We start from the raw sequence: 25,800 nt of genomic DNA, 5'->3' as shown, positions 1-25,800 counted from the left end.
CATAATCTATCCTCGTCACGAACTAGACAGCCAAAGCGGCATTCAAACCTACTAAATAAGGATTTGACTCCAATACATCCCCTTGTGTCCACCACCTGCAGTCCCCCCTGCCCTTACATGTTGCGCCGTTGCCCTACCGACCGCTGTGCTTGCTGGGTCCACGAACCCCTCCTTTGTAGTCAGACCCAGTCATTGCGTTCCAAGCATCCAATCCTAAGCTCGCATCATATGCCTGGGCTCGGCCACAAGATTCTCTGCCAACTGCCATCAAGTCCAAAACAGCTTTTGGGAAAACCCGCCCTAAAAATGACGCATGAAAAACGCCGGGCACTGGCCCGGCGTTTGTGTTTGTTAGCATGTTGCTGATCTTACCCGTGGGTAAGGTTGTCGTCTTCCTGCAATTCGTCCAGCAATGAGGCGATCGCTTGCTCTAGCTTGGCACGGTTCACCCGTGTGAAGTCCAGATTATAGCGCAGTTCAATTCGCCCGCTTGAGGCCGAGCACTTCGCCACCCCTGCTCTGCCCGAAACTTGAAACGTGGTCTTCGCCCGCCGCGTCTTTCCACCGCTTGCACCTGGCACTTTCTTGGGGTTGTCAGCTGTCGGCTCTAAAAACGAGCGGAGAATAGCAACCTCGCGCGCGCCGTCGCGATCCGGTTCGTTCATCAAACTGGTGCTCACATGACGCGCCAAACCGGGATCGGCATCCAACCTACGTTTCAGCTCAACGCCGACATTGCGCGGAATATCGTTAGGATGCATCAGCACCTTGTCCAGCATCATCAGCAGGCTGGCGAAAGATCGGATATAGCTGCGTTTGGTATAGCTGGCGGACTTGAACAAAAGCGCAACGGCCTTGTCCACGTCCGGGCATTCATTCGCAGGGTTCTCGGCAAAGGCCCGCGCCAATGCACCCATTTCCGCAAATGAGATATCCTTGCGGATCAGGTTTTCATCTACCATGCGACGGTAGCTGTCATTCAGATCCGCGCCTTCCGAAATGCCCGCCGGGATAGCCGCATACACTTCATTGCCGGTTTCCTGATACAGAGCTCTATAGGCAGACAATCTCCGCATCCCTTGAATGAGCTCGTACCGACCATCAGCCCGACGCTCCAACCGGATTGGGTTCGACAATCCGATTTCGCGGATCGAATCCTTCAACTCGTCCAATTCAGGATCCGGGCCGTCCTTGCGATCCCGGGTCAGCTTTTCAGTTACCACATCAGCCAGAAGTACATGCTCGGTCACCAGACCTTCGGACCGCAGACGAACAAGCTCATGGGCCAGGCGATCGTTTTCGGCGCGTATGGTGTCCTCTGTCGATTGTTGCCCGCGCAACGCTTCGGCGTTTTCCGAGATCGCGGCGGCCATCGGGCCACGGCGTTTTTCCAAGACCTTGTCAGGAACTTTGCCAACCGGGATATCCTCCATGGAAGGCATGTCGATGTCGAACATTCTGCGTTTGCGGCTCATGCGTCATCCTCCAACTGGTCCCAGGCCGAAAGCATCACGCCCCGGAATTCCTCGTACACGTTATCAAATGTAGACCGCGCGCGGCGCCATGTCTCGCGCGTCATTTCGCGGTAGTCCATTTCATAGACCGAACTCAGAAACCGGCCGGACTGTTCGACCGCACGGGTCATTTCAACCGGATGCTCGGCCACATGTTCGCCAAACACTTTCTTGAACGCTTCGAACATGGCCGAATGCAACGCGTTGCCAGGCTCGTACCGGGTCAGCAGAAAGCGCATTTCACAGAATGTCTTGGGTAAGCCGATCTTACCCGTGGGTAAGGTCTTGTCGAAACCGTAGGCAAGGTCTTCAAGCGCTTCGGCCAGCTGGCCAATGAAAGAGGTTGTCGAGTCGTATTCCCAATAGCCGGGCCCTGAGGGAATATAGAGCATGTCTGCCGCGAACACCGCGTTCATGGATTGATACCCAATCGCCGGGGGGCAATCGAACAGGATAAGGTCATAGGCATCATCGGGGATCTGATCCAGATAACGCGACACAGCCGCGAAGAATGACCACTCTGGGTTTAAGTGACGATACTGGGCCGAGGCGAACTCGACAAAGGCGGCGTTGGCGCAGGAGGGGACAACGTCGATGGTCGACCACGAGCTTTGCTTGATGAAATCCCCAATCCGAAGATCGCCCAAGCCCATATCCGTGATCGATGGCGGCAATTCGCGGCGGGGCAGGGCGGTGCCTGATTCAGCAGCGACGGGGCGGTTATTCATACGTTCGGTCTCGCGGATCAGGTCGCGGGCCATAATGCCCCAGACCGTGAAATCTTCGGCCACATCGGTCAGGCCCATGGAATGGCTCAAAGTGGCTTGTGGATCGAAATCCACCACCAGCACGCGGTAGCCATCCAGCGCCGCCGCATGAGCCAAGTGAAGCGCAACGGTCGACTTACCAGCGCCGCCTTTGAAGTTTGCCACCGCCGCACGTATCGCGCGCTTACCAACGGGGCGGGGCGGCATAAGAGATTTGCGGTTCACCTTGAGCCGCCGGCGGAGCTCATTCACCTCTTCCAGGCTGAACCAGCGTTGCCGGCCGTCTGGTTCCACCTCACCACCCGGCAGCGAGGGATCCGCAGCCAGCTTGCCCCGGAAGGTCGACTGGTTAATGCGAAAGATCAGCTCGGACACTTCCCAGCTGGAAAAACGACGAAGAGTCTTCTCCATCTCAGGACTAAAGGTTTGCTGCCGAATCCAGCCCTGCAACTTAAGGGACTGGTTCCGCAATGCGTTCAGGTCTTCGTGCGTATACATGCCTCGGGTCTCACCATTATGGACGCTATTTTTTATGATTTCACTATTTACGCCCTATTTGCACTTTAAGCAAAAGAAAATATACTCAGATAACGATCTTACCCATGGGTAACATAAACAAGGGAAATCAACGTCCTTCAGGAGCCGAATCGCGGTGATTCGCAGTGCCCCTGGAAAATAGGGCAGGTCGCTATATTTAGGGGGACGTTAGACTCTCTATCGGTCGATTTGGGGGGGCAAACATGCCATTTAAGGGGACAACTATAGTGTCCCCCATCACCAATACTTCACCGTTTTTCTTTTTTGAATTTAGATTTGAGTTGCTGAAAAACCGGGTCAATTCAAACTTCTCTTGACAGAATCGTCGCTTTGGACGCTAATCAGGGCATCAAGACGAAAAGCGTTGGCAAACAGCGCAACAGAGGTGGAAACTCCGCCCGAGGCAGACAGAGCGGTAAGATTGGAATGCAGGTTGCAAAACCGGTTGGGCTAAACGCGCCCGCAATAAAATATGATATCCTGTCCGCGATGACGGTGCACGCTTTGTCAGGCGACAAGCATCGGCAGCGCAGTATTCTACGCATCATTGCGTTGATCACCACGCGGTATAACTGGCGCGCGAATGAGCTGTCGATCGGGCGAGAAGAGATTGCCCGGCTATGGTCGGTGAATGAGCGCACCGTCAAACGTGAGATGTCCAAGCTGCGGTCCATGGGCTGGATTGCGGTCAAACGCCCCGCCGCGCGGGGCAGGGTGGCCGTGTATGAGCTGGACCTCAAACAGGTGATGATCGACACATCCGAGGTTTGGCCCACGATTGGAGCGGATTTTGTCGCGCGGATGTCAGACTCGCCCGAGCCCGGCACAAATGTGGTGCCGTTCAAAGTGAAACCTCCGGCACCTGAAGAAAGCAATGGGGATGTCTGGACGCAGGTTCAGGCCATTTTGCACGGGCGCGATCCCGAGCTTTGGGCCAGCTGGTTTCGCCATCTGATCGAGGCCGAAAGGGCAGGGGGGACCGTAACCCTTGTTGCCCCCTCGCGGTTCGAGGCGGACTATATCCATCGCAACTGGTCCGAGCGTCTGCTGGCCGCCTACAGCCGCATCGCGCCCGATATCAGAAAAGTACGGATCGAATCCAGCAGCTAAACAGAAGGGTTAACCAGAAGCACTGAAATTACGCAGAACCTGACCGGAATTGCTGGATGTGCGCAGGCCGTTCCGCATCGCCAATACCCCGTTCACCAGCACATGTGCAATGCCCGAGGCATAGCGGCGGGGGTGTTTCGCGGTCGCGTTGCTGGCAATGTTGACCTGATCGAACACACAGATATCGGCCTGTTGCCCTACGGCCAAAACCCCGCGATTCTTGAGCCCCAACCGATTGGCGGGGATCGAGGTCAGCTTGGCCACACCCTGTTCCAGAGACAGCGCCGATTTGTCCCGAACGTAGTATTGCAGGAACCGCGCGGCCCAGCCGTAACCCGATAGCGAGCCAATGTGGTCCTTCAGAACGCCCTCATTGGCGATGGCCACAGTGTCCGAGATCACGGCGCATTCGGGTTGTTCCAGACAGAGTTCCACATCCGAGTTGCGGAAGGATTTGGACGACCACATGCAGGCCATCAGGTTCTCGCCTTCCTCCAGAAGGATATCGAGCACTGCGTCATAGGGGTGGCAATTGCGCATCCGGCCGATCTCGGCGAAGTCGGCGCCGACGATGTCCTTGTTGACGGTGGCGTTCAGCAAGACGATGTCCGACCATTTCTCGGCCTTGACGATCAACCACATGGGTTGGGGGTTGGCCTTGATCCGCGCGCGGGATTCAGGGTCAGCCAGTCGCGCAAGCACATCGTCCACGGACCCTGCCTGCGCCCATTTCGGCAGGATCGCCGCCATGAGGGTATGGTTCCAGTCATGCGGGATGACGTCAAAGGCGATGTCCACGTCGTGGCGGCGAGCCAGGTCGATCATTTCCAGTGTGTGGTCCATGGCATAGTCCGGCGCGCCGAATTTGGGCTGGATATGGCTGATCTGCAGCTTGGAGCCGGATTGGCGTGCGGTGGCGATAGCTTCGGCAAAGCCCAGATCGTAATGCGTATCCCGGTTGCGCACATGGGTGGCGTAGAGGCGTTTGTATTTGGCCGCGACCTCACACATCGGCACCAGATGCTCCGGCGAGGCGAGGCTGCCGGGGAAATATTCCAGACCCGAGGAGAACCCGCCCGCGCCTTCGTCCATGCATTGATCGACCAGCCGGGCCATTTCGGTGACATCTTCGGCCTCGCCCGGATGAAGCTGATCGCCCAGAACCGCGCGATGCACGGTGCCGTGGCCGACAAAGGCCATGACATTCACGCCGAGTTCGGTGCGATCCAGCACATCCAAATAGTCGCCGAAACCCAGCCACGTGTCATGCTTGGCCTGATCGGTGTACCACGGGGCCACGCGGCTGATATCGCCTGGGCTGTTAACGGGGGCGCAGCTGATGCCGCATTGGCCGATCACCTCGGTCGTGACGCCCTGATGCACCTGACTTTCCGCGCGCCCATCGGCGATCAGCGTGAAATCGGAATGGGTGTGCATGTCGATGAAACCCGGCGCGACGACCAGGCCCGAGACGTCGATCTCTTGCGCGGACTTCTGCGCGGCCAACTCACCGGCGGGCAGGACGGCGCTGATGGTCTCGCCTGTGACTGCCACGTCGCCCAAATAGCCGTCCTGTCCCGTACCATCGACAATGGTGCCGCCTTTGAGAACAAGATCGAACATGGGTGCCTCCTATTTCGCTTCTCCGTACAGCCAGTCGGGCAGGAAGGTGGTGAGGTCGGGGAAGAATATCAGGATCACCATGCCGATGATATAGGCGAGGATGAACGGCAGGACGGCGACGGATATGCGTTCGATGGATATCCCGGAGATCCGCGCCGCAACCGTCAGGTTGGCGCCAAGGGGAGGTGTCAGGAACCCGATTTCGCAAGTGATGACGGTGAAGATACCGAACATCACCGGATCAACGCCCAGAGAGCTGACCAAAGGCAGGAACACAGCGGTGAAGAGGACGATCTGGGCCAGCGACTCCATGAAGGTGCCGATGAAGATGTAGAACACGCCGATCAGCAGCAGGACGAGGAATTTGTTCTCGGTGATCGAAGTGATGCCGTCTTGCACGGCCGTGGGCACGTCATAGAACGCGGTCAGTTGCCCGAAGGCCAGCGTGGGCGTCAGCAGGATCAGGATGCCGGTCAGCAGCGAGGTAAATCGCAGCGCTTCGATCAGCTTCTTCAGGGTCAGTTCGCGGTAGATGAAGAAGCCCACGAACAGTGAATAGAAAACCGCCACGCCTGCAGCTTCGGTCGGCGTGAAGGCCCCGCCATAGATGCCGCCCAGGATCAGAACCGGCGCGCCGATGGACCATTTCCCGTCCCAAGCCGCGCGCAGAAATGGACCCCATGAGAACCTCTCGCCGTCGCCGCCATATCCGCGCCTACGGGCGACGATATAGGTGGTGATCATCAGCAGGATCGTGACCATGACACCGGGGATGAGCCCCGCCAGAAACAGGCGCGGAATCGAGGTTTCAGACACCAGCCCGTAAATGATCAGCAGGTTCGAAGGCGGGATAAGACTGCCCAAGGCGCCTGCGCTGGCGGTGATGGCGGCAGCGAAGGGCACGTCATAGCCTTCGCGTTTCATTGCAGGCACGGTTACAGACCCAATCGCCGCCGTGGTGGCAGGGCCTGAGCCCGAAAGTGCGGCAAACAACATGCAGGCAAACACTGTCACCAGCCCCATCGAGCCGCGATAGGCCCCCACCAGATTGGTCGCGATCGAAATCATGCGGGTGGCCATGCCGCCCACTTCCATCAACCGTCCAGCCAGCACAAACAGCGGAATGGTCAGCAGCGGGAAGGGGGTCAGGCTGCCATAGCCGGTCTGCGCCATCAGCGTATATGGGATGTCGATCAGATACAGCGCCAGCGCCGTGGTCAGACCGACCGACACAAAGAGCGGCACGCCCATGACGGTCAGCACCACAAAGGCGATGGCCAGGATCATCAGGGCGCTCATATCTGATGCTCCTGATCCTTGGTGGTTGCTTCCCATTCCTCATCCAGCATTCCGGGCAGGCCGTTGCGCCCGTCGCGCCACCAATTGACATAGGTCTGCGCCAGGCGGATCAGCATCAGCCCATAGCCGATCACCAGAATGGTTTGGGGGTAGAATTGGTTGATGCCCAAACTGGGGCTGGTTTCGGGAAAGCGCCAGAAGACGGTCAGATAATCCCAACTGATCCGCAGCATGAAGAGGCAGAAGAAGGCCCAGAAGATATCTGCGATGAAGATGACGATCTTGCCGAAGCCGGTGGGTAGCGCCTGTACCGCGACCATAATGCGGATGTGGAACCGCTCGCGCACACATAGCGATGCGCCCATATAGACCGCCCAGACCATGCACATGGCGGCGGTTTCCTCGGTCCAGTGCAGCGCCACCTGAAACACGTAGCGCGCCACCACCTGCGCAAAGACTGCCACGGCGATCACCGCCAAACAGGTGCAGCAGATCAGTTCCTCGAAATGCCGTTCGAGCCACTTGAGTGCAGCCATTTTGTCCCTCGTCCGCTTGCCGGGCCGAAAAAAGGGCGCCTTGTGGCGCCCCGGTTTTTTTTATTGGGCGGCGGCCTGAATGGCGTTCACCAAGGCGATGAAATCATCACCGCGTTTTTCCGCGAACTCCTGCTGCACGCCTTGGGCCGCGGCAATAAAGTCAGTGCGATCCGGGTCGGTGCGGGCCATGCCGCCTTCGTCAACCAGCCACTGGCGGACCTCTTCGGTTTCGGTCGCGACCTGAGCGGCAAATTCGGCCCCGGCCTCGGCAGCGGCGGCCATGATCTGGGCACGCTGTTCATCGTTCAACTTCTTCATGAAATTGTCCGACGCGAACAGAGGTGCGAAGGCCACGAAATGCTCGAGGATGACCAGGTGCGGCTCAAACTCGAAGAACTTCATGTCGCGAATGAAGGATGTACCGTTGTCGCCACCATCCACGGTGCCGGTTTGCAGCGCGGTGGGGGTCTCGGACCACGCTAGCGGCACTGGGTTTGCGCCAAAGGCTTCAAAGGTGGCTATCATCACCTCGTTCTTGGGGACGCGGATTTTCAGACCTTCCATATCCGCCATGGTGTTCACGGGGCGCACCGAGTTGTAGAAGTCCCGATAAAGCGCCGGACCAAAGGCCAGCAGGTGGACGCTGGTATCGGCTTGCAACTGATCTTTCATCTGCTGTCCGACTTCGCCGTTCAGCACCCGGTCCAGATGTTCGGCGTTCTGGAAGATATAGGGCAGCACCGTGACATCCATCAGCGGCCAATGGGGCGAGACGTTGTTGGCGGTGATAAAGAACCCATCAACCGTGCCAAGCTGCATGGCCTTGAACGCCTCGTCCTCGCTGGAGATCTGGTTGCAGCAGCGCAGTTTAACTTCGATTGCACCGTCCGAGTGCTCGGCCACTTTTTCCTGAAAAATCTTGCCGAACCGGCCATAGAGCGATTCCTCTGGCGCGCCAAAGCCGACATTCATCGTGATGTCAGCGGCCAGTGCGGATGTGGCGGAGAGTGCGAGTGCCAGTACCGGCATCGTCACCGTTTTCAAGTTCCAAAGTTTCATGAAGTCCTCCTGGTTGGTGCGTTCTTGTTGTTTGATCTTGCCGTTTGCCGCCCCGATTTCGTTGATATTCCGTAAGCCTATTACGGGGCGGTAGAATTCTGCAAATCCCAGCGCGCCAAAGAGTGTCAGGCAGCTAAAGCCTGATCCCTCGGATCTGTGAGTGGGACAGGGAAACGCTACCCAATCCTCATTGATGCAGAAAACAGTTGTTTTCTGGGGGTATTATTGCATTTTTTGGGTTTATTGCGCCGCGTACGGCGCAGGCTGCGTCAGGAGGTGATCAAACCCGCCCTGATCCGAGATCTCGCGGCAGGTTTCCAGCACCTTGCGCACCAGGGCCGAGCGTTTGCCCGCGCCGGTATAGGCTACCCCGTAAAAAGGCGCATCCTGATCCCCTGAAATCGGCCGCGCGACATAGCCGTTCTGACCTTTGCGGTCCAGCGGCCCGCAGATGTTCAGAATGGCATAGCCCAGATCCGCCGCGACCATCCCGCGCAGAACCGAGGAGCTTTTGGTGGTGTGGGCAATACGCGGGCGCAGCCCTTCGGTGGTGAACAGTGCCTCGAAATAATCCGGGGCGCCAGGCAGATCCAGCAGGATCATCGGCAGGTCGGCCAGATCGGACAGCGCCACCTGGTCCTTTTGGGCCAAGGGCGAGACATCGGGGATCATCGCAATTGGTGCCGCCTTGAACATGGGCAAGAAGGGCTGCGCCTTGGGCGCGGCGCGACGGTAGGTCAGGGCCAGATCGACCACGCCGCTGTTGAGCATTTCGGCAATGCTGAGCATGTCGCCCTCTTTAATCTCGACCCTGATCTGGGGGAAATCCTGCGAAATGCGCTTGAGGATCGGTGGCAGAACATAAGGCGCGGTGGGGGCATAGCAGCCCAGACGCAGAGTGCCAGCTGGATCTCCGGTTAGGGTCAGCAGATCGGATTCGAAGATGCGCGCCTGTTCCAGAAAGGTGCGGATACGAGCACCGATCTCGATGCCTTTGTCGGTGGGGACAATGCCTTTGGCGGGCATCCGCCGCAACAGTTCGGCCTGGGTCGTGCTTTCGATCATGTCGATGGCGGCCGTGATCGAGGATTGCGAGATATTCATCTCGACCGAGGCCCGCGCGATCGAACCGGTGCGCAGGGCCGCATCGAAATACTGAAGCTGTTTGAGGGTAAAGCGCACGGGTAATTCCTGTATTTTTTGTATGATACTCTGATACTAATTCTATTTTTCCAAGTGACCAAGCTTGGCTAGCTGTAGGAGACCCGAGAGGAGGAGGACATGGGCAAAACGCTTCTTTTCCATGCGAAATCCGTGGTCACGATGGACAGAAACCAGCCGCGCGCCAGCCATGTGGCGGTGCGCGACGGGCGGGTTCTGGCGGTAGGCGGACCGAATTGCGCGGACCCGTGGGGCGGGGCCGAGGCCCATGTCGATCTGTCTGACACGGTGTTGATGCCGGGTTTTGTCGAAGGCCATGCGCATATGATGGCCGGGGCCATGTGGGACTATGCCTATTGCGGCTATCACGACCGGATCGACCCGCAGGGTCAGATGCACAAAGGTATGACGCAGATTGATCAGGTCATTGCGCGGCTGTCAGAGTTCGAGGCGACCCTGGCTCCGGATCAGCCGCTGATCGGCTGGGGGTTCGATCCGATTTTCCTGACCTCGGAGCGGCTCAGCCGCCATCATCTGGATCAAGTCAGCACCACGCGTGCCATCGTTATCATCTTTTCGAATTTTCACCTGCTCTGCGGCAACAGCGCAGCGCTGGCGCTGGCGGGCTATGACGCTGCCACCAATGTCGAGGGCGTCATCAAGGGGTCGGACGGTCAGCCGACCGGAGAGTTGCAGGAAATGGCCGCGATGTTTCCAGTCATGCGCCGGACGGGGATCGACTTTCGCGACCTGACGCAGACCGATGCGGCGCTGCGGTCTTATGGTGAGGTCTGCAAGCGCGCGGGCGTCACCACCGTGACCGATCTGTTTGCCACGCTGGTCGATGAGGATGTCGCGCGTTTGGCCGCTGCGACTGCGCGGTCGGATTTCCCCGTGCGTCTTGTCCCTGCGCTGGGGGCGATGGGCGGCACCCCGGCCGAGATTGCGGCGCAGGCGCGGGCGATGCGCGACCGCTCGACCGAGAAGCTGCGGCTAGGCGCGGTTAAGCTGATGACGGATGGGTCCATTCAGGGGTGGACAGCGCGTGTGCTGGCGCCGGGTTACGTGGGCGGGCAGCCGAACGGGCTGTGGAACACCGCGCCCGACCAGATTTTCCAGCTGTGCGAAGAGATGCAGCGCCAGGGGCTGCAAATGCATATTCATGTCAACGGGGATGAGGCGGCCGAGGTGACGCTGGACGCGTTGGAGGCGGCGGCGCGCAAACATCCGTGGCCGGGTGCGCGCCACGTGTTGCAGCATTGCCAGATGATGGATGACGCCCTGTTTCGCCGCGCGGCTGAGCTGGGCGTTGCCTGCAACATCTTTGCCAATCACCTGTGGTATTTCGGCGATCAGCACACGGCTCTGACCATCGGCCCGGATCGGGCGCAGTCGATGGATGCGGTGCGTGATTGTCTGGATGCGGGGGTGATCACCGCCATTCACTCGGATGCGCCGGTGACGCCTATGGGGCCGCTGTTTACCGCGTGGTGCGCCGTGAACCGCCGCACCATGAGCGGCCAGACGTTGGGCCCGGCGCAGTGTATCTCGGTCGAGGAGGCGCTTTATGCCATCACTCAGGGCGCGGCGCAGACGTTGAAAATGGATGCCGAGATCGGCTCGATCCAAACCGGAAAGCGCGCTGATTTCGTACTGTTGGGCGCGGACCCGACCGCAGTGGCCCCGGACGCGTTGAAAGATGTCGCCGTCTTGGGCACGGTGCTGGGCGGTGAGGTGCATCGCCTATGACTCCGCTGCCCATGACGGTGATCGGAGGCTATCTGGGAGCGGGCAAGACAACGCTGATCAACCGGATTCTGTCAGGCGATCACGGGTTGCGCATTCTTGTGCTGGTCAATGATTTTGGTGCGATCAACATTGATGCCGACCTGCTGGTTTCGGCCAAAGAGGACACGATAGAGCTAGCCAATGGCTGTGTGTGCTGCACCATGGGCGCTGATCTGTTTCTGGCGGTTGGCGATGTGCTGGACCGTCTCGCAAGGCCGGATCACCTGATTATCGAGGCCAGCGGCATCGCCGATCCCGCGCGGATTGCAAACGTGGCGCAGGCGGAGCCCGATCTGAATTATGCAGGGATCGTGACGGTTGTGGACGGTCAGCAGGTGCAGGCGCTGTGCGCTGATCCATTGATTGCACCGCAGGTTCAGGGCCAGATCGCCTGCGGCGATATTATTGCGGTCAGCAAATGTGACCTGTCCCCAGCATTGCGCCAAACCCTGTCGGGCCTGAATACCACAGCGGTGCTGACCCGGACTCAGGATCTGGACATCGCACAAGTGTTGATTGCACCGCAGGGTCCGATTGATCTGCTACAGACCCCGCACCCGGCCTATACCAAGTGGTCGTTCACTGGCCCGGATCCGGTTGACCGGGCGGCGTTGCAAGCCGCCCTGCGTGCCCGCCCCGAGGGGTTGTTCCGGGTCAAAGGGCAGGTGAGGGGCCTGGATGGGGTGGGTCTTTTGGTGCAGGTGGCCGGGCGCGACATTGACATTGGCGATATCGAGCAACCGGCGCAAAGCCAGTTGGTCGGGATCGGTCTGGCGACCAAATTATCAGCGAAGGCATGTGACCTTTGGTGGACGAAATCCGCGTTGCGAAAGCAATAATCGCAAAGGATTGAATATCCCCTCCGAAATACCCGTTGCACGAAAATAAATTGATGAGACAATGCAGTCACCGGCGAGGTTAGGGTAGTTCAGCCGCGGGGGAGGCGACTGAACGGGGGCTTTGTGGCTGGCCGGCATTATTCACAGTCAAAAAGCGCGGCTGCGCGGGGGGGGATTTTGACTAAAGTTCTTTTGGTGGAAGACAACGAGATGAACCGCGATATGCTGTCGCGCCGTTTGCAGCGCAAGGGCTATGAGGTCGTGGTTGCAAAAGACGGGTTAGAGGGCGTGTCGATGGCGGGTTCGGAAAACCCCGACATCATCCTGATGGATATGAGCTTGCCCGAGATCGACGGCTGGGAAGCGACGCGCCGCATCAAGGCCACGCCCGAGACGGCGGCGATTCCGGTTGTTGCCCTGACGGCGCATGCCATGGCCAGCGACCGGGAAAAGGCGCTGGAGGCCGGATGCGATGATTTCGACACCAAACCGGTCGAGCTAAGCCGACTGCTGGAAAAAATGGACAAGCTGGTGCCTGCCTCCTGACAAGTCCGGCTATTTCGCTGGGGGTTTGCGCCCGGTGACGAAGTGCGTTCTGACCTGACCCTTGCCCTTGATGCGGGTCTCGATGGGGTCCGAAACCTGAAACCTGTGTGCGATCCGCCGCGCGGTGTCTTCAGACACCTGCACCTGACCGGGTGCGCCGGTTGATTCCAGACGGCTGGCGACATTCACCGTGTCGCCCCAGATGTCATAGAGAAACCGGTGCGAGCCGATAATGCCCGCAACCACCGGCCCGCTGTGGATGCCGATCCTGATATGCATTGGATGATCGACCTCGCGATTCAGCGCCTCGACCTGCGCCAGCATCCTGTGGGCCATCTCGACAATCACCTCGGCGTGGTCATCGCGGTGATCTGGGACACCGGCGGCGACCATATAGGCATCTCCGATAGTCTTGATCTTCTCGACGCCCAGTTCCGTCGCGGTCCGGTCAAAGCCCGAGAAGATGCGGTTCAGGTAAGACACCACATGGGCCGGGGGCAGTTTGGCCGACATCTCGGTAAAGCCCACGATGTCGGAAAACAGGACGGTGACATCGCTGTGTCGGTCAGCGATGGTCGCTTCGCCTTGGTTCAGGCGCGCCACGATTTTCTGGGGCAGGATGCTGTGCAGAAGGTCTTTGTATTTCTGCTTTTCCGCCTCCATCTGATCCAGATAGTGACGTTCGCGCACGCGCCAGCGTTTCTTCTCCAGCGCGGCGTTGATGCGCGCTTGTAGCAGCACCGGGTTGAAGGGTTTGGGCAGATAATCCTCGGCCCCGGCTTCGATACAGCGGGCGACGCTTTCTATTTCGTCCAGTGCCGAGATCATGATGACCGGTATGTCGTGCAGGGCGTCATGCTCTTTCAATCGGGCCAGCACGTCAAACCCGTTGATGTCAGGCATCATCAGGTCCAACAGGACCAGATCGAAGGGTTGGATGGACACCATTTGCAGCGCCGAATAACCGCCATCAGCGGTCCAGACCTGATGACCATCGCGCTGAAGCCGTCGGGCCAGCAACGCCCGGTTGGCCTCGACGTCATCAACTACAAGGATGTTGCCAGTTAAAAGCTCGGTCTCGGCAATCGGGTCGATCGAGCGCATGCTGTCGGCCAAGTTGGCGAACATCGCGGCAGTGTCCTGCGGCGCGTTGGGGATGTCCGCCGAATTGCCTGCCGGATCATCGGACAGGGCGGCAAGATGGTCGATCTGCTGCAAAAGCGCGTCGGTATGGTCCAAAAGGCCTACCAGGTCACCCTGAAGATGGCTTGCGTCCAGATCGTCCAGATCCTCGAGCAGCATTTCACTGTAGCCTTTGATCGCGTTCATGGGCGTGCGCAGGTCGTGGCGCAAACGCTGCACGCTTTCATCGCCACCTACGGTCAGTTTCAGCGCCGTTTCGGGATGCAAAAGCTGATCCACCTGTGTGTTCAGATCGGCGGTGGCCTTCGAGATCCGGTCGAGATCCGAGGCCACGTCCGACAGCGCCTGCCGGTCGACCTCGGATTGAAGCAGCTCGCTGAATCCCACGATGGCGCTGACCGGTGAGATCAGGCTCTGGCGCAGATTGGCCAACCACGCCGCCTTGGCGCGCTGGGTTTCATTGTCCGGATCGGGGCGCATGATCTAACGGTTCCCGGTTCGCGCGTTGGGCAGGATGGCGTTCAACTGGGACAAGATGGTTTCAACCTCGTCCCCGTCCTTGCTGATCAGCGTCTGGACCGAGCCATTCAGCCGGGCGCGGTCCTCGTTCGACAGGGTTTTCGCAGTCACCACGATGACTGGAATTTCACCCCAATCGGGATTCTTGCGCATTCCAGCCAGAAATTCGAACCCGTCCATCTCGGGCATCATCAGGTCCAGCAGGATCACATCCGGGGTGGTTTTCGACATCTGGTTCAGCGCGTCCAGCCCGTTTATGGCCTGATCAATCTGCCAGCCCTCTTTGCCCAGAACACGGCAGATCATCTCGCGCGTGGCGGCTTCGTCCTCGACCACCAGTACGCGGGTGGAGGGTTGGGCGGAGCAATGCTGTTTCAGGGCGTTCAGCAATTCGACCGTGTCAATCGGCTTGCCCAGATACTCGCTTGCGCCCAGCGACAACCCGCGGGACCGGTCATCAGCGAAGGTCAGCATGATCACCGGAATTTCGGCCAGTTCGGGATCGTCCTTGAGTTTGGACAGCACCGCCCAACCGTCGATTTCGGGCATGAACACGTCCAGCGTGATCGCGTCAGGCCGGGTCTTGCGCGCCAATTCCAGCGCATCCTCACCCCTGGTCGAGGCCAGCACCCGGTATCCTTCGCGGCGCAGACGCCGCCCAAGCAGATCATGCACGGTCGGATCATCGTCGACCAGCAATATCAGCGGCGCGGTCGGATCACTGTTCGGATCGCCCTCGGTATAGCCCGGCCCGTGCAGCAGATTGGCCGCGGGATCGCGGCAGACACCCGGCAGGCGGATGGTGAAGGTCGAGCCTTCGCCTAGTGTGCTGGTGCAGTCGATATCGCCGCCCAATTGTTCGCAGAACACCTTGGTGATCGACAGCCCCAGCCCGGTGCCGCCGTAATTCCGGGTGGTCGAGGAATCAGCTTGGGTGAAAGCCTCGAAAACCTTCTCGACTTGCTCGGGTGTCATGCCGATGCCCTGATCGGTGACGGCAAATTCGATCAGATCGGGATCATCCGTGCGCTGCACAGTCAGAGCGATCTTTGCGTCTTCGGTAAATTTGCAGGCATTGGACAGAAGGTTCAGCAGGGCCTGCCGGACCTTGGTCAGATCGCAGACCATCTCGCCGATATCCTCGGGACACGAGATTTCCAGCGCATTGGCGTTTTTCTCGGCCAAAGGTTGCACCGTCGTGCTCACATCCATGACCATCTGGCAGATGTCAAAGGATTCCAGATTGAACTCCATCTTGCCCGCTTCGATCTTGGACAGGTCCAGAACGTCGTTGATCAGGGCCAACAGGTGCTTCCCGGCGGATTGGATCTTGGTCAGATCGCTGAGGTTGGCCTCATCATTCTGGTCAATGGCGTCTTCCAGCATCAACTCGCTGTAGCCGATGATCGCGTTCAGGGGCGTGCGCAGCTCGTGGCTCATATTGGCGAGGAAGGTGCTTTTGGTCTTGTTTGCCGTCTCAGCGATGTCGCGGGCTATGCGCAATTCGCTTTCCACCTGTTTCTGAGTGGTGATGTCGCGCCCGTAGATATTGGCATAGCCACCATCGGGCACGGGCCACAGAAGCAGGGCGTAAATCAAGCCGCCGGCCTCGTACTCGAAATCCTGGCGTTGATCTTCTTGCAAGCCCTTGGCAACGCGCCTGCGCCATCCGGTACCGACCCGGTCGCCCACCTTGAGCTGAAGCGCCGAGATCAGCGCCGCACTGGCGCGGTTGGCGTAGATCAGTTTGCCGTTGGCGCTGATGCGCATAACGGGGTTGGGGTTTTCCTCGGGGATGCGGGACAGTTCACGCATCCTGTTCTCGGCCTGTTTCAACTGGGTGACATCGCGGCCGTAGAGGTTGACATGTTTGGCATCGGGCAGGGGCCAGAGCAGCAGGGCATAGACCATCCCGCCCGCCTGACATTCGAAATCCTGTCGTTCGTTCTGGCGCAGGCCTGTCTCGACCCGCTTTAGCCAGTCGGGGCCGACCCGCTGGCCGACTTTAAGGTCCAGCGCGTCCAGCAGCGGGTCGCTGGAGCGGTTGGCATAGATCAGCACCCCGTCATTGCTGATGCACATGACCGGGTTGGGGTTTTCCTCGGGGATCTGCGCCAGTTCGGCGTTGCGGGCCTCGACCTTCTTCAGGTCCGAGACATCGCTGTAAATGGCGACAATCCCGTTGTCGCTTGTCTTGCGCTCACTGATCTTGATCCACCCGCCCGAGGCGCGGCTTTGCATCTGGGTGCCTTCAGGGTTGAAGTGGCGCTTAAGACGTTTGGTCAGCCATTCCTCTTCACGACCGGCTGCGTCCTGTATCACGCCCAGCGAAAGGGCTTTGCGGACGACCTGCTCAAACTTCATTCCCGGTTTGATTACATCTTCATGTCCCGGATACAGCATCTGGCGGTATGTTTGATTGGCCAGCACCAACCTGTCATCCGCATCGTAAAGGGCGAACCCCTCGGGGATGGTGTTGATCGCATCCACCAGACGGGCCAGCGTCTGTTCTGCCGCGCCATTTTCGGGGCTAGGGCTAAGCCCCGAGCATTGGGTGGTGAGCTGTTGGGTCAGCGCGATCTCATCTTCGCTGAACCCGGCGGCTTGGAGACGTGTGATCAGTTCGTCGGCGTCCTGCAACCGGGCCGTCAAATCTGCCAAAACCTGCAAGATCTCGGTTCGGGTCATTTATGTGCTCTCCCACGTGGCGAGACCAGAATACCGGGAAGCCGTCATATTGGTCGCCTGTCTATTAAGCAGTTCAAAGGAAATGCATGCGCAAAACAAGGCGTTTTCCGAGAATGAGAGAAACTGTTTGGACCAGAGAAGGCAGGAAAAGCACAGATACAAATATGTTCAAATACAATCTAAGATTAATCATATCTACATATCGCACAACGCCAAATTGTTGACGCAATTCCTTGGCACTCAACTTTCAAAGTGATTTTTTGCAGGAGATTTTCGATGCCGAAGCCAAACAAGGGCGGGGGTGACAGCAACGTCATCTCAGGGAACAAGCGGGACAACACTCTGACCGGAACCAGCGCGGATGAGGTGCTGGACGGCAAAGGTGGTAACGACCGTCTGACAGGCGGCGGCGGCGATGATACGATCCTAGGTGGCAGCGGGACCGACACTGCCGTCTATGCCCATGCGCGCGATGCGTATGAGGTCATACTGCTGGATGACGGGCGCATTCAGATTTCGGGACCCGAGGGGACAGACACCCTTTCTGATGTCGAGCTGTTCGAGTTTGCGGATATGACCCAAACAGCCTCTGATGTGATATTGCCACGTTTTGCCAATCTGAGCGCGCAGGCGGTGCAAGTCGAGGACACCGTGCTGTCGCCTGGTGAGGTGACGGATGTGAGCGTATCGATCGCTTCTGACGGCGTGCTTGATGCAGCCGCGTCCAGTGTTGACCTTGTGATTGCCACCGCTCCGGACGAAGGGGCGATCATCGACACAATTGACGCGGCACAATTGGGTGCTTTGGCGACCGGCAGCAGCGACTCGGTTTCCTTCACGCTTGATCCCGGCGCGTTGCAGCCCGGCACCTATTGGGTTGCGGTACGCGTGGACAGTGGCGATGCCCTGAACGAAGAGGATGAGACCGACAACCTGACCGAATGGGTTCAGATCACTGTCGAGGCTCCCAGCACCGATTTGCAGCTGCTTTCGGCCTCGGTTGGTGACGGATCGGACCTTGATTTGGACGGCGGCGCGCGGATCGAGATCGACTATGTCATTCAGGACGCCTCGAACATGGATGTGTCGGGGTATACGGTCGCCACCTATATCTCGACCGATGCAGCGATTTCCGAAGATGATCAGCGTATTTCAGTGATCACTGGCGGCACCGATCCCGGGATGACGACAAATGTGACTGGAACGCATTGGCTGCCCGAAGGCTTCGCGCCGGGCACCTATCACCTGATAAGCGTCGTCGAATGGGATGACGGATCGACCGATACGCAGCCTGACAACAACACCATTGTGCATACCGTCACCCTGACCCCTCCGCCCGCGCCCGTGGTGGACCTGTCGGTGGGAATGCTCAGCATCGCCGCGTCCTCGGATCTGGATCTGGGACCCGAGGGATATTTGTCTGGCCCGACAGGCGGGCAGCTTGATTTCAGCTTTGACGTCTCGAACTTGGGCTCTGACCCGGCAATCAATACGGGCTTCACGGCCTATCTGTCGACGGACGGTACTGTGTCAGGCGACGATATTGTGATCTGGAGCGGTTCGGCCACTCTGACGGCTGGAGGTTCGGCGACTCTCACGGGATCGGCCAGTTTGGATGCGGGTCTTTCCGCCGGGGACTATCAGGTCATTCTGGTGGCGGATGCCCAGAATGAGGTGGACTCGTCTAACAATAGTGGCACCGCAGACGTCACCCTGATCGGAGGGTCCGCCGTGGGCACCGAAGGAAATGACGTTTGGGTCGGCACTGCGGGCGGGGATAGTGTTGATCTGCTGGGCGGCGACGATATCGCGTTTGCCGGGAGCGGGCTGGACACGGTAGATGGTGGCGACGGGGTCGATACGCTGGACTTCTCGGGCAGGGCACAAGGCGTGCAATTGGCTTATGATTTCGTTTTCGATCCCGAGGACCCTCAGTATCTGGTCGAACAGGGCGCGACCGAGGCGCAATACATCAATTTTGAAACCCTCATATTGACCGCGCAGGACGACCATATTGATCTGTCCGCTGGCGCGGCGGCCACGGTCAAAGCTGGCGCAGGCAACGATCTGATCTTTGGAAGTGCCGGGGATGATATCCTTGAGGGCGGCGCCGGGGACGATTTGATTGCTGGCTATATGGGCAATGACACGATCAGTACCGGTGAAGGTAACGATATGGTTGGTGTTGCGCGCAATGCCTCAGCGGACGGGGTCAGCGGATTTGGTCATGATGTGGTGGATGATTTCGACTTCAACTTTGACGCCCTAGTGATCAATGTGGGGTATCAGGACACCTACGACCCCATGGTCGATTTAATCCAGACCAGCGAGGGTGCGCTTTTGCAATATGCCGGTGATTCCAGCCTGTTGCTGGAGGGGGTCGATGTTGCCGATCTGGATGCGAACCACTTTGTCGTCGTTGAAGACGAGCCGGCCATGATCGGAATCTAGGGTGATGATCCAGACGCTTGTGTGTCCAGAACCGCTGCGGTGAACCGGCGCAGGCCGGGGATGTCTTGTGACGCGGACAAAGTCGCAATTCGGGTCGGCCAGCTTAGGGGCGATGTCAGGCGCAACGTCGCAACGCCCGCGGTATCCGAGCTGCGCAGGATATTCGCATCGACAATGGCGCACCCGGCCCCTTGCGCCACCATATGGACCAGAGAGGTCTGGGTCTCGGCCTCGGCCCGGACCTGAAACGAGGTGCCGGCACGGTCGAACATCATCTCGACCGCGCGCCGAAAAGGGCTGTGCGGGGTTAGCATGATCAGCGGTCTTGTCGCCAGATCAGCCGCCGACACCTCGGTTCTGTGGGCCAGCGCATCGGTGCGCGGCACGATTGCGACTGGGTCCAGATTGGTCAGGCGGGTGCAGGCGAGGTTGGGGTCTCCGGGGTCCGAGGAGACGACCGCACAATCCACCCGTCCTTCTCGTAGGGCCGCAAGACCAGCCCTTTCATTCAGAACGACCACATCCACGCGCAAGGCCGGAAACTCGGCCATCAACCGTCCGGCTGCAATGGCCACCCGCGTATCGGCCACGGCCGGAACGGTTGCCACGCGCAAATGCCCTCCGGTCCCAAGGGCGATCTGGGTGGCGGTGTCGCGGATGCGATCCAGCCCTTGATAGTGTTTCTGAACTGCCTGCTGCAAGCTATGCGCCGCGGCGGTGGGTTCGAATTTTCGTCCGGCGCGGTCAAACAGGGCCACGCCCATCTCAACCTCGAGCTCGGCCACAACGCGGCTGATTGCAGGTTGCGAGATGTGCAGGGCGTCGGCGGCTTTTCGGGTGGACCTTTGGCGGTAGGCCATCTGAAACAGCTCAATCTGGCGGGCGGTAATGCGCATGCAAGTTGATAACATTTGAGCATCAATAAATACAATAAGATGATTTTTTATCATAGTAGATGAGCGCTAGGGTCATCGCTGCGAACCGCAGAAAGGACCTTGCCCCGTGTCGGCTGATTTGCTGATCTTGCTGATTGCCATCGTTTTAGGGGCCGGGCTTCAGGTTGGGGTCGGGATCGGTTTCAGCATCGTGGTGGCCCCGGTGATGATGGTGTTGCTGGGCACGGCGACGGCGGTGCCGGTGCTGTTGATGCTGAACACGCTTGTGTCGCTTGTGGCCACCGACCCGCAGGTCTGGCGGCGCGACCGGGGGCTTGTGCGGGACGCGGTTCTGGCCTGCCTGGCTGGGATCGCGCTGGGGCTGCTGATCTATCCGCTTTTGTCCGAACGCGCGGTTCTGTTTTTGACCGCCGCGCTGCTGCTGATTGGGGTTGCAACTTCGTTGATCCCATTCGGGCAGAGCATCGGACCATCAGGGTTCCGCACCATTTCGGGTCTGTCCGGCCTGGCAACTGTCTGGGCGGCCACGCCGGGGCCGTTGATGGTGCTTGGTCTGCTGGCGGTGGGCCGGTCGCCGCAAGCTGCCCGCAAACTGGTGCAGCCCGTTGCTCTGGTTGCCTATGGCAGCGCCTTTGCGCTGCATTTGGCGCTGGATTGGACGGCCTTTGCTGGTGCGCCGTGGTTGGTGCCTTTTGCCGCCGCGACGGTATTGGGCAGCGTTTTGGGTCGTTTGATTGGCCCGAAGTTACCGCAACGCGTAATTGGGCAGGCGATCCGGGTGATCTCGGTTCTGGCCTGCGTGGCCCTCATTCGACGGGCCTGGATGATGGGATGACACAGGATGACCATGCACATGCAGATTGACCGAAAACTGACCGAATTTCCCCGCGTCCGGTTGATGACCGAGGTCACTCCGGTCGAGCGGCTGAACCGGATGTCGGACCGGTTGGGCATCGACCTGTGGTTAAAGCGCGACGACCTGACCGGGTTGAGTTTTGGCGGCAACAAGACCCGGCAGCTTGAATTCTACTTTGGCGAAGCCCTGCATCAGAAGGCTGACACGGTTTTGATCACGGGCGCGGTGCAGTCCAATTTTGTGCGCACTGCCGCCGCCGCTGCGGTGCGGTTGGGTATGACGTCGGTGCTGCAACTGGAAGAACGCGTACCGGGGATGGGGCCGGCCTATTACCGCTCGGGCAATGTTCTGCTGGCGCAGATTCTGGGGGCCGAGCATATGCACTTTCCGGTGGGCGAGGACGAGGTCGGAGCGGACAATGCGTTGCACGATCGCGCCGCGCGCCTGAGGGCCGAAGGGCGAACACCTTATGTCATTCATCTTGGCGTCGATCACCCACCCCTGGGGGCCTTGGGCTATGTGCAGGGCGGCGCGGAGCTGGCCGATCAGATGGCGGAATTTGATGTGACGGTGGTGCCTTCCGGCAGTGGCGCGACCCATGGAGGGTTCCTGACCGGGCTGCGCCTGTCAGGTCATTGCGCGCAGGTCTACGGCATTTGCGTCCGCCGCGACCAAACCCAGCAGAAGGCCCGGATGGAGAAAGTTCTTGGCAAGCTGGCAGCGTTGATGGGTTTTGACCCGGCTTTGGTGAAGGAAGACATCCACGTCTGGGACGGTGCGCTTGCCCCCGGCTATGGCCAAATTGGGGACCGGACCCGCACGGCACTGGAGCTTATGGCCCGGACCGAAGGCATATTTCTGGACCCGGTCTACACCGCCAAGACCTTTGCAGGGCTTTTGGGGCTTCTGGACAGCGGCGCGATCCGCAAGGGCCAGAAGGTCGTGATGCTGCACACGGGCGGTTTGCCCGCGCTGTTCGGCTATCAGGACCAGCTTGAACCAACCTGACCAAACGACACTCAAGACAATCTCAAAGGGAGGAAATGATGAATAAAAAACTGATTTTGGCGTCGACCCTGACGCTTGCGCTTGGCACCGTGGCCGCTGAGGCCGAAGAGTTCGTGACCATTGGAACTGGCGGCGTGACCGGCGTGTACTATCCGACCGGTGGCTCAATCTGCCGTCTGATGAACAAGAATCGCAAGGAAACCGGGGTGCGTTGCACGGTCGAATCCACCGGTGGCTCGGTCTATAACATCAATACGATCCGCGAGGGCGAACTGGAATTTGGCGTGGCCCAGTCCGACTGGCAGTTTCACGCGCTGAACGGCACCTCAAAATTTGAAGAGGCCGGGCCATTCGAAGAGTTGCGCGCGGTATTCTCGGTCCATGCCGAGCCGTTCAACGTGATGGTTCGCGCCGATTCCGGGATTGAGCATTTCGATGATCTGGCAGGCAAGCGGGTTAATATCGGCAATCCGGGATCGGGCCAGCGCGGCACAATGGAGGTGCTGATGGACGCCAAAGGGTGGACAAAGGATACGTTTGCACTGGCGGCCGAGCTGAAATCGGCGGAACAGTCCAGCGCCCTGTGCGACAACCAGATTGACGCGTTCATCATCACTGCGGGCCACCCGTCCGGCAACCTGACCGAAGCCGCGACGACCTGCGACGCCAAACTGGTTCCGGTGACCGGTGACGCCGTGACCGGGTTGATCGACAACAACGCCTATTACCGGGCAGCGACCATTCCCGGAGGCATGTATCGTGGCACCGACGGGGATGTGGACACGTTCGGGGTCGGCGCGACGCTTGTGACCTCGGCCAAGGTCTCGGACGAGGCGGTCTATGCGCTGGTGTCGTCGATCTTTGAGAATTTCGACGATTTCCGTACGTTCCACCCGGCATTCGCAAATCTGACCAAAGAAGAAATGGTTTCAGCGGGCCTGTCCGCGCCCATTCATCCCGGAGCGCTCAAATATTACCGCGAGCAGGGTCTGTTGAAATAACGAAAGAGCAATCACTTGCTTATCTCAGGTGAGGCCCAGGAGGGCTTCACTTTGCTGCAGGACTGCCTGCGCCGGTTGTTTTAGGATCTTCCCGGTCGGGCGGATGCGTCAGGTTTTCGGCGAGAAGGCATCCAGGGTTCATGATGCCTTTAGGGTCGAGCGTGAATTTCAACTGAGCCAACAGATCATGACGTGCAGGAAGAGTTTTTCGGAACCACCCGGCCTTGGTGCGGCCAATGCCGTGCTCTGCTGAAAATGAGCCGCCGAGCTCTGTGACAATGTCGAATATGCGCGCTTCGATGGTCTTTCCGACGGCGCGCGCCTCTTCCTCGGACTTGGACTCCGGGGGTAGGGCATTAAAGTGAAGGTTGCCGTCGCCCAAATGGCCGTAGGTCTGCGGTATCCAGCCCGGAAACTCCTCAGCCAGCATGGTTTCGAGCGCGACCGCGGCTTGGGGCACATGCCCCAAGCGAACCGACACATCGCTGCGCACGTGGTAGCCGCGCTTGATCTGCCCTTCGACCAGCCCTTCGCGGATGGACCAGAACCGGGCGGCCTGAGATTGCGATTGCGCGATGACGGCGTCCTGCACCACCCCTTGCTCAAATGCTGAGGCCAGAAGTGCCTCCAGATGGTCTTGCAGCGGTAGGTCCATCGCGGATGAAAACGCGATCAGCACATGGACGGGCGCATCTACCGGCAGGATCATCGAGGGGTCAACGGATTGGGCCAATGGCATACAGCTTTGGGACATCACTTCAAAGGCCGACAGGACCTCGTGCCCGTTGCTGCGAATATGCCGCAGCAGATCCAGTGCGCCCTGCATCGAGGCGCAGCCGGCATATGCGGTGGCGCTATGTGTCTGGCGGGGAAGAATGCGCAGGCAGGCACGGGTGACCACGCCAAATACCCCTTCGGCGCCGATAGCAAGCCGCAACGGGTCCGGCCCCCGGTTGTCTTTGTGCAATCCTGTGATCGACGACAGGATCTGCCCTTGGGGCAGCACCATTTCCAACCCCAGAACCTGAGCACCCATCATGCCGTGGCGCAGGACATTCACTCCGCCCGCATTCGTGGATATCAGCCCCCCGATCTGAGCGCTGCCCTGAGAGCCGATGGCAACACCGAACTGGAAACCCTGCTCGCCTAGGGTCGTTTGCACTGTTTCAAGGACGGCGCCCGCCTGCACCGTGCATGTCATGCCGTCGGCGTCGATCTCTTCGATTGCGGTCATGCGTTGGGTGGAAATCAGAATGCAATCGCCCCGATTGCGCTGCGCGCCCCCGACCAGACCGGTATGCCCCCCTTGCGGGATGATACCGATGCCTGTGGCGTGGCTGAGGGCACAGACCTGCGACACCTCGGCTGAAGTGGTGGGTTTGACAACGGCCAGGCATTGTCCTTGCCGGTCTCGGGTCCAGTCTCGGGTGTAGGTCTCGGAAATATCTGAACCGGTCAGGACGGCGGCTTCGCCCAGCGTCGCCCTAAGCGCAGACAGATACGAATGAGTTGTGGCCTGGTCGTGCGAATCTGTTGGGGATGATGGTGTCATGTCGGACCTTTGTCACATCCGCCCCGCAAGTAAACCATTATCGGTCCTTGCGCGTTTGCCTTTTGCCATAGCGTCAGGATCGGCTGGCAAGGATGCTGTTGTGCGGAGCCAAAGGGAAGACGTGATCGGGGTAGCGGGTCAACATGCCAGCAATACGCTCGGATTTGGCCATCCCCTGTTGGGCCAGTCCAAGGCCGCGGTTTCAATGAATGTCAAAGACTGTGCTGCGCTTGCGACAATTGCTTGTGGAAACTGTGGCCCCAGAAATTGCAGGCCCAGATAGTGGTCGGGATGCGGGTGCGTGATCACGATATGGGTCAAAGGTTTGCCGGTTTCGCGGACCAGACGCGCCAGATCCTGCGCCTCGCTCACGTTCAGATTTGCGTCGACCAACACACAGCTCTGAGGGCCTTCGATCAGACAGGCATTGGCGAAAAAGCCGACCTCTGGGGCCGGGTGACGGTCGAGTTGCGGCGCATCGGCCTGCGCCGGACGGGCCAGTGCCGACAGCATGGCACAGCCCGCAACCCGCATCCATTGGCGGCGCGAGATCATGGCGGTCTGTTTACTTGCAACTGCCAACGGACCCAACGGCGCATTGTCGCGCGTCGTTGTAATAGGCCCCGTCAAATCTGGTGCCTTCGAAATTGTTGCCCCCCAATTGGGCTTTGGTCATGAAGGCCCCGCGCAGCTTGGCTGCAGTCAGTTTTGCGCCGCTGAGGTTGGCGTGGCTGAGATCCAAGCCCGAGAAATCCCGACGCGCCAGATCACAGCCGTGCCAGTCCACACGCGGCGCTGGTTGGGCATCGCAGTGATCGACCGCAGCCCCCATCTGCGCCAGAGCGGGGCAGGCTGCAAAACAGGCGACGAGAAAGAGCTTATGTGACACGTGAAGATCCAGAGAGGT

General features: G+C 59.3%; 21 protein-coding genes. 8 read left to right on the top strand and 13 right to left on the bottom strand.

Annotated features, from left to right (window positions below; translation table 11 throughout):
• Nucleotides 1–368 precede the first annotated feature (368 nt).
• Together ACR0DB_RS12170 and ACR0DB_RS12165 are read right to left on the bottom strand one after the other, a co-directional pair.
• Entirely contained in the window at nt 369–1,475 is a 1,107-nt protein-coding gene (locus ACR0DB_RS12170; protein ID WP_480551164.1) for a ParB/RepB/Spo0J family partition protein, read from the bottom strand.
• Entirely contained in the window at nt 1,472–2,779 is a 1,308-nt protein-coding gene (locus ACR0DB_RS12165; RefSeq protein ID WP_170773215.1) for an AAA family ATPase, read from the bottom strand. Before ACR0DB_RS12165 ends, ACR0DB_RS12170 begins: the two co-directional genes overlap by 4 nt.
• 465 nt (nt 2,780–3,244) lie before the next feature.
• Here ACR0DB_RS12165 and ACR0DB_RS12160 point away from each other — a divergent pair, with 465 nt between their 5' ends.
• On the top strand, nt 3,245–3,928 hold the full coding sequence (locus ACR0DB_RS12160) for a DnaA N-terminal domain-containing protein (RefSeq protein WP_480551162.1): 684 nt from the start codon (nt 3,245–3,247) through the stop codon (nt 3,926–3,928).
• A gap of 9 nt (nt 3,929–3,937) precedes the next feature.
• Here ACR0DB_RS12160 and ACR0DB_RS12155 read toward each other — a convergent pair whose 3' ends face one another.
• The 5 genes from ACR0DB_RS12155 to ACR0DB_RS12135 form a co-directional block, all read right to left on the bottom strand.
• Nucleotides 3,938–5,551, bottom strand: coding sequence for an N-acyl-D-amino-acid deacylase family protein (locus tag ACR0DB_RS12155; protein WP_480551160.1), 1,614 nt, complete (start codon nt 5,549–5,551; stop codon nt 3,938–3,940).
• A 9-nt stretch (nt 5,552–5,560) separates the two neighbouring features.
• Nucleotides 5,561–6,850, bottom strand: coding sequence for a TRAP transporter large permease (locus ACR0DB_RS12150; protein ID WP_170785678.1), 1,290 nt, complete (start codon nt 6,848–6,850; stop codon nt 5,561–5,563).
• Nucleotides 6,847–7,386 carry a TRAP transporter small permease gene (locus ACR0DB_RS12145; protein WP_480551158.1) on the bottom strand — a complete coding sequence of 180 codons (540 nt, stop codon included), beginning with the start codon at nt 7,384–7,386 and terminating at the stop codon, nt 6,847–6,849. The genes ACR0DB_RS12150 and ACR0DB_RS12145 overlap by 4 nt, the downstream gene beginning before the upstream one ends.
• A gap of 60 nt (nt 7,387–7,446) precedes the next feature.
• On the bottom strand, nt 7,447–8,445 hold the full coding sequence (locus ACR0DB_RS12140) for a TRAP transporter substrate-binding protein (RefSeq protein WP_170773205.1): 999 nt from the start codon (nt 8,443–8,445) through the stop codon (nt 7,447–7,449).
• A 240-nt stretch (nt 8,446–8,685) separates the two neighbouring features.
• Complete coding sequence (locus ACR0DB_RS12135; protein WP_170785672.1) at nt 8,686–9,627, bottom strand: LysR substrate-binding domain-containing protein; 942 nt, start codon at nt 9,625–9,627, stop codon at nt 8,686–8,688.
• A gap of 99 nt (nt 9,628–9,726) precedes the next feature.
• Between ACR0DB_RS12135 and ACR0DB_RS12130 the strand changes: the two genes are divergently transcribed.
• The 3 genes from ACR0DB_RS12130 to ACR0DB_RS12120 all read left to right on the top strand — a co-directional run bounded on the left by ACR0DB_RS12130 (nt 9,727) and on the right by ACR0DB_RS12120 (nt 12,779).
• Nucleotides 9,727–11,355 carry an amidohydrolase gene (locus ACR0DB_RS12130; protein ID WP_480551156.1) on the top strand — a complete coding sequence of 543 codons (1,629 nt, stop codon included), beginning with the start codon at nt 9,727–9,729 and terminating at the stop codon, nt 11,353–11,355.
• On the top strand, nt 11,352–12,233 hold the full coding sequence (locus tag ACR0DB_RS12125; protein WP_480551154.1) for a CobW family GTP-binding protein: 882 nt from the start codon (nt 11,352–11,354) through the stop codon (nt 12,231–12,233). Before ACR0DB_RS12130 ends, ACR0DB_RS12125 begins: the two co-directional genes overlap by 4 nt.
• A gap of 177 nt (nt 12,234–12,410) precedes the next feature.
• Complete coding sequence (locus tag ACR0DB_RS12120; RefSeq protein WP_170773197.1) at nt 12,411–12,779, top strand: response regulator; 369 nt, start codon at nt 12,411–12,413, stop codon at nt 12,777–12,779.
• 9 nt (nt 12,780–12,788) lie between these two features.
• Here the strand turns inward: ACR0DB_RS12120 and ACR0DB_RS12115 are convergent, their stop codons facing one another.
• Entirely contained in the window at nt 12,789–14,402 is a 1,614-nt protein-coding gene (locus ACR0DB_RS12115) for an adenylate/guanylate cyclase domain-containing protein (RefSeq protein ID WP_480551152.1), read from the bottom strand.
• Nucleotides 14,403–14,405: 3 nt separating this feature from the next.
• The gene (locus tag ACR0DB_RS12110) at nt 14,406–17,129 is read right to left on the bottom strand and encodes a response regulator (protein WP_480551150.1); all 2,724 of its coding nucleotides are present in this window, start codon (nt 17,127–17,129) and stop codon (nt 14,406–14,408) included.
• Nucleotides 17,130–17,405: 276 nt separating this feature from the next.
• Here ACR0DB_RS12110 and ACR0DB_RS12105 point away from each other — a divergent pair, with 276 nt between their 5' ends.
• Entirely contained in the window at nt 17,406–19,580 is a 2,175-nt protein-coding gene (locus ACR0DB_RS12105; protein ID WP_480551148.1) for a CARDB domain-containing protein, read from the top strand.
• Here the strand turns inward: ACR0DB_RS12105 and ACR0DB_RS12100 are convergent.
• Nucleotides 19,577–20,476, bottom strand: coding sequence for a LysR family transcriptional regulator (locus ACR0DB_RS12100; RefSeq protein WP_480551146.1), 900 nt, complete (start codon nt 20,474–20,476; stop codon nt 19,577–19,579). The genes ACR0DB_RS12105 and ACR0DB_RS12100 overlap by 4 nt on opposite strands.
• Before the next feature lie 106 nt (nt 20,477–20,582).
• Here ACR0DB_RS12100 and ACR0DB_RS12095 point away from each other — a divergent pair, with 106 nt between their 5' ends.
• From ACR0DB_RS12095 to ACR0DB_RS12085, 3 genes are read left to right on the top strand one after another with little or no spacing between them, the layout of a single operon-like run.
• A complete protein-coding gene (locus ACR0DB_RS12095; protein ID WP_480551144.1) occupies nt 20,583–21,311 on the top strand; it encodes a TSUP family transporter in 729 nt (242 codons plus the stop codon).
• Nucleotides 21,312–21,317: 6 nt separating this feature from the next.
• A complete protein-coding gene (locus tag ACR0DB_RS12090; protein ID WP_480551142.1) occupies nt 21,318–22,340 on the top strand; it encodes a D-cysteine desulfhydrase family protein in 1,023 nt (340 codons plus the stop codon).
• A 35-nt stretch (nt 22,341–22,375) separates the two neighbouring features.
• Nucleotides 22,376–23,341, top strand: a complete 966-nt coding sequence (locus tag ACR0DB_RS12085; protein WP_480551140.1) for a TAXI family TRAP transporter solute-binding subunit — start codon at nt 22,376–22,378, stop codon at nt 23,339–23,341.
• A 46-nt stretch (nt 23,342–23,387) separates the two neighbouring features.
• Here the strand turns inward: ACR0DB_RS12085 and ACR0DB_RS12080 are convergent, their stop codons facing one another.
• The 3 genes from ACR0DB_RS12080 to ACR0DB_RS12070 all read right to left on the bottom strand — a co-directional run bounded on the left by ACR0DB_RS12080 (nt 23,388) and on the right by ACR0DB_RS12070 (nt 25,782).
• Nucleotides 23,388–24,893: an FAD-binding oxidoreductase gene (locus tag ACR0DB_RS12080; RefSeq protein ID WP_480551138.1), complete on the bottom strand. Its 1,506-nt coding sequence runs from the start codon at nt 24,891–24,893 to the stop codon at nt 23,388–23,390.
• 138 nt (nt 24,894–25,031) lie between these two features.
• Nucleotides 25,032–25,448 carry an MBL fold metallo-hydrolase gene (locus ACR0DB_RS12075; RefSeq protein WP_170785655.1) on the bottom strand — a complete coding sequence of 139 codons (417 nt, stop codon included), beginning with the start codon at nt 25,446–25,448 and terminating at the stop codon, nt 25,032–25,034.
• A gap of 10 nt (nt 25,449–25,458) precedes the next feature.
• Entirely contained in the window at nt 25,459–25,782 is a 324-nt protein-coding gene (locus ACR0DB_RS12070) for a pentapeptide repeat-containing protein (protein WP_480551136.1), read from the bottom strand.
• Between the last annotated feature and the right edge of the window lie 18 nt (nt 25,783–25,800).

Source organism: Ruegeria sp. AB6, assembly GCF_056542685.1.
The sequence above is the reverse complement of the archived record's forward strand: the minus strand, read 5'-3'. Positions and strand labels throughout refer to the sequence as shown.

Coding starts and splice junctions, on each gene's coding strand:
- ACR0DB_RS12170 (WP_480551164.1), bottom strand. CDS start 1,475: ATGAGCCGCAAACGCAGAATGTTCGACATCGACATGCCTTCCATGGAG.
- ACR0DB_RS12165 (WP_170773215.1), bottom strand. CDS start 2,779: ATGTATACGCACGAAGACCTGAACGCATTGCGGAACCAGTCCCTTAAG.
- ACR0DB_RS12160 (WP_480551162.1), top strand. CDS start 3,245: ATGCAGGTTGCAAAACCGGTTGGGCTAAACGCGCCCGCAATAAAATAT.
- ACR0DB_RS12155 (WP_480551160.1), bottom strand. CDS start 5,551: ATGTTCGATCTTGTTCTCAAAGGCGGCACCATTGTCGATGGTACGGGA.
- ACR0DB_RS12150 (WP_170785678.1), bottom strand. CDS start 6,850: ATGAGCGCCCTGATGATCCTGGCCATCGCCTTTGTGGTGCTGACCGTC.
- ACR0DB_RS12145 (WP_480551158.1), bottom strand. CDS start 7,386: ATGGCTGCACTCAAGTGGCTCGAACGGCATTTCGAGGAACTGATCTGC.
- ACR0DB_RS12140 (WP_170773205.1), bottom strand. CDS start 8,445: ATGAAACTTTGGAACTTGAAAACGGTGACGATGCCGGTACTGGCACTC.
- ACR0DB_RS12130 (WP_480551156.1), top strand. CDS start 9,727: ATGGGCAAAACGCTTCTTTTCCATGCGAAATCCGTGGTCACGATGGAC.
- ACR0DB_RS12125 (WP_480551154.1), top strand. CDS start 11,352: ATGACTCCGCTGCCCATGACGGTGATCGGAGGCTATCTGGGAGCGGGC.
- ACR0DB_RS12115 (WP_480551152.1), bottom strand. CDS start 14,402: ATGCGCCCCGATCCGGACAATGAAACCCAGCGCGCCAAGGCGGCGTGG.
- ACR0DB_RS12110 (WP_480551150.1), bottom strand. CDS start 17,129: ATGACCCGAACCGAGATCTTGCAGGTTTTGGCAGATTTGACGGCCCGG.
- ACR0DB_RS12105 (WP_480551148.1), top strand. CDS start 17,406: ATGCCGAAGCCAAACAAGGGCGGGGGTGACAGCAACGTCATCTCAGGG.
- ACR0DB_RS12100 (WP_480551146.1), bottom strand. CDS start 20,476: ATGCGCATTACCGCCCGCCAGATTGAGCTGTTTCAGATGGCCTACCGC.
- ACR0DB_RS12090 (WP_480551142.1), top strand. CDS start 21,318: ATGACCATGCACATGCAGATTGACCGAAAACTGACCGAATTTCCCCGC.
- ACR0DB_RS12085 (WP_480551140.1), top strand. CDS start 22,376: ATGATGAATAAAAAACTGATTTTGGCGTCGACCCTGACGCTTGCGCTT.
- ACR0DB_RS12080 (WP_480551138.1), bottom strand. CDS start 24,893: ATGACACCATCATCCCCAACAGATTCGCACGACCAGGCCACAACTCAT.
- ACR0DB_RS12075 (WP_170785655.1), bottom strand. CDS start 25,448: ATGATCTCGCGCCGCCAATGGATGCGGGTTGCGGGCTGTGCCATGCTG.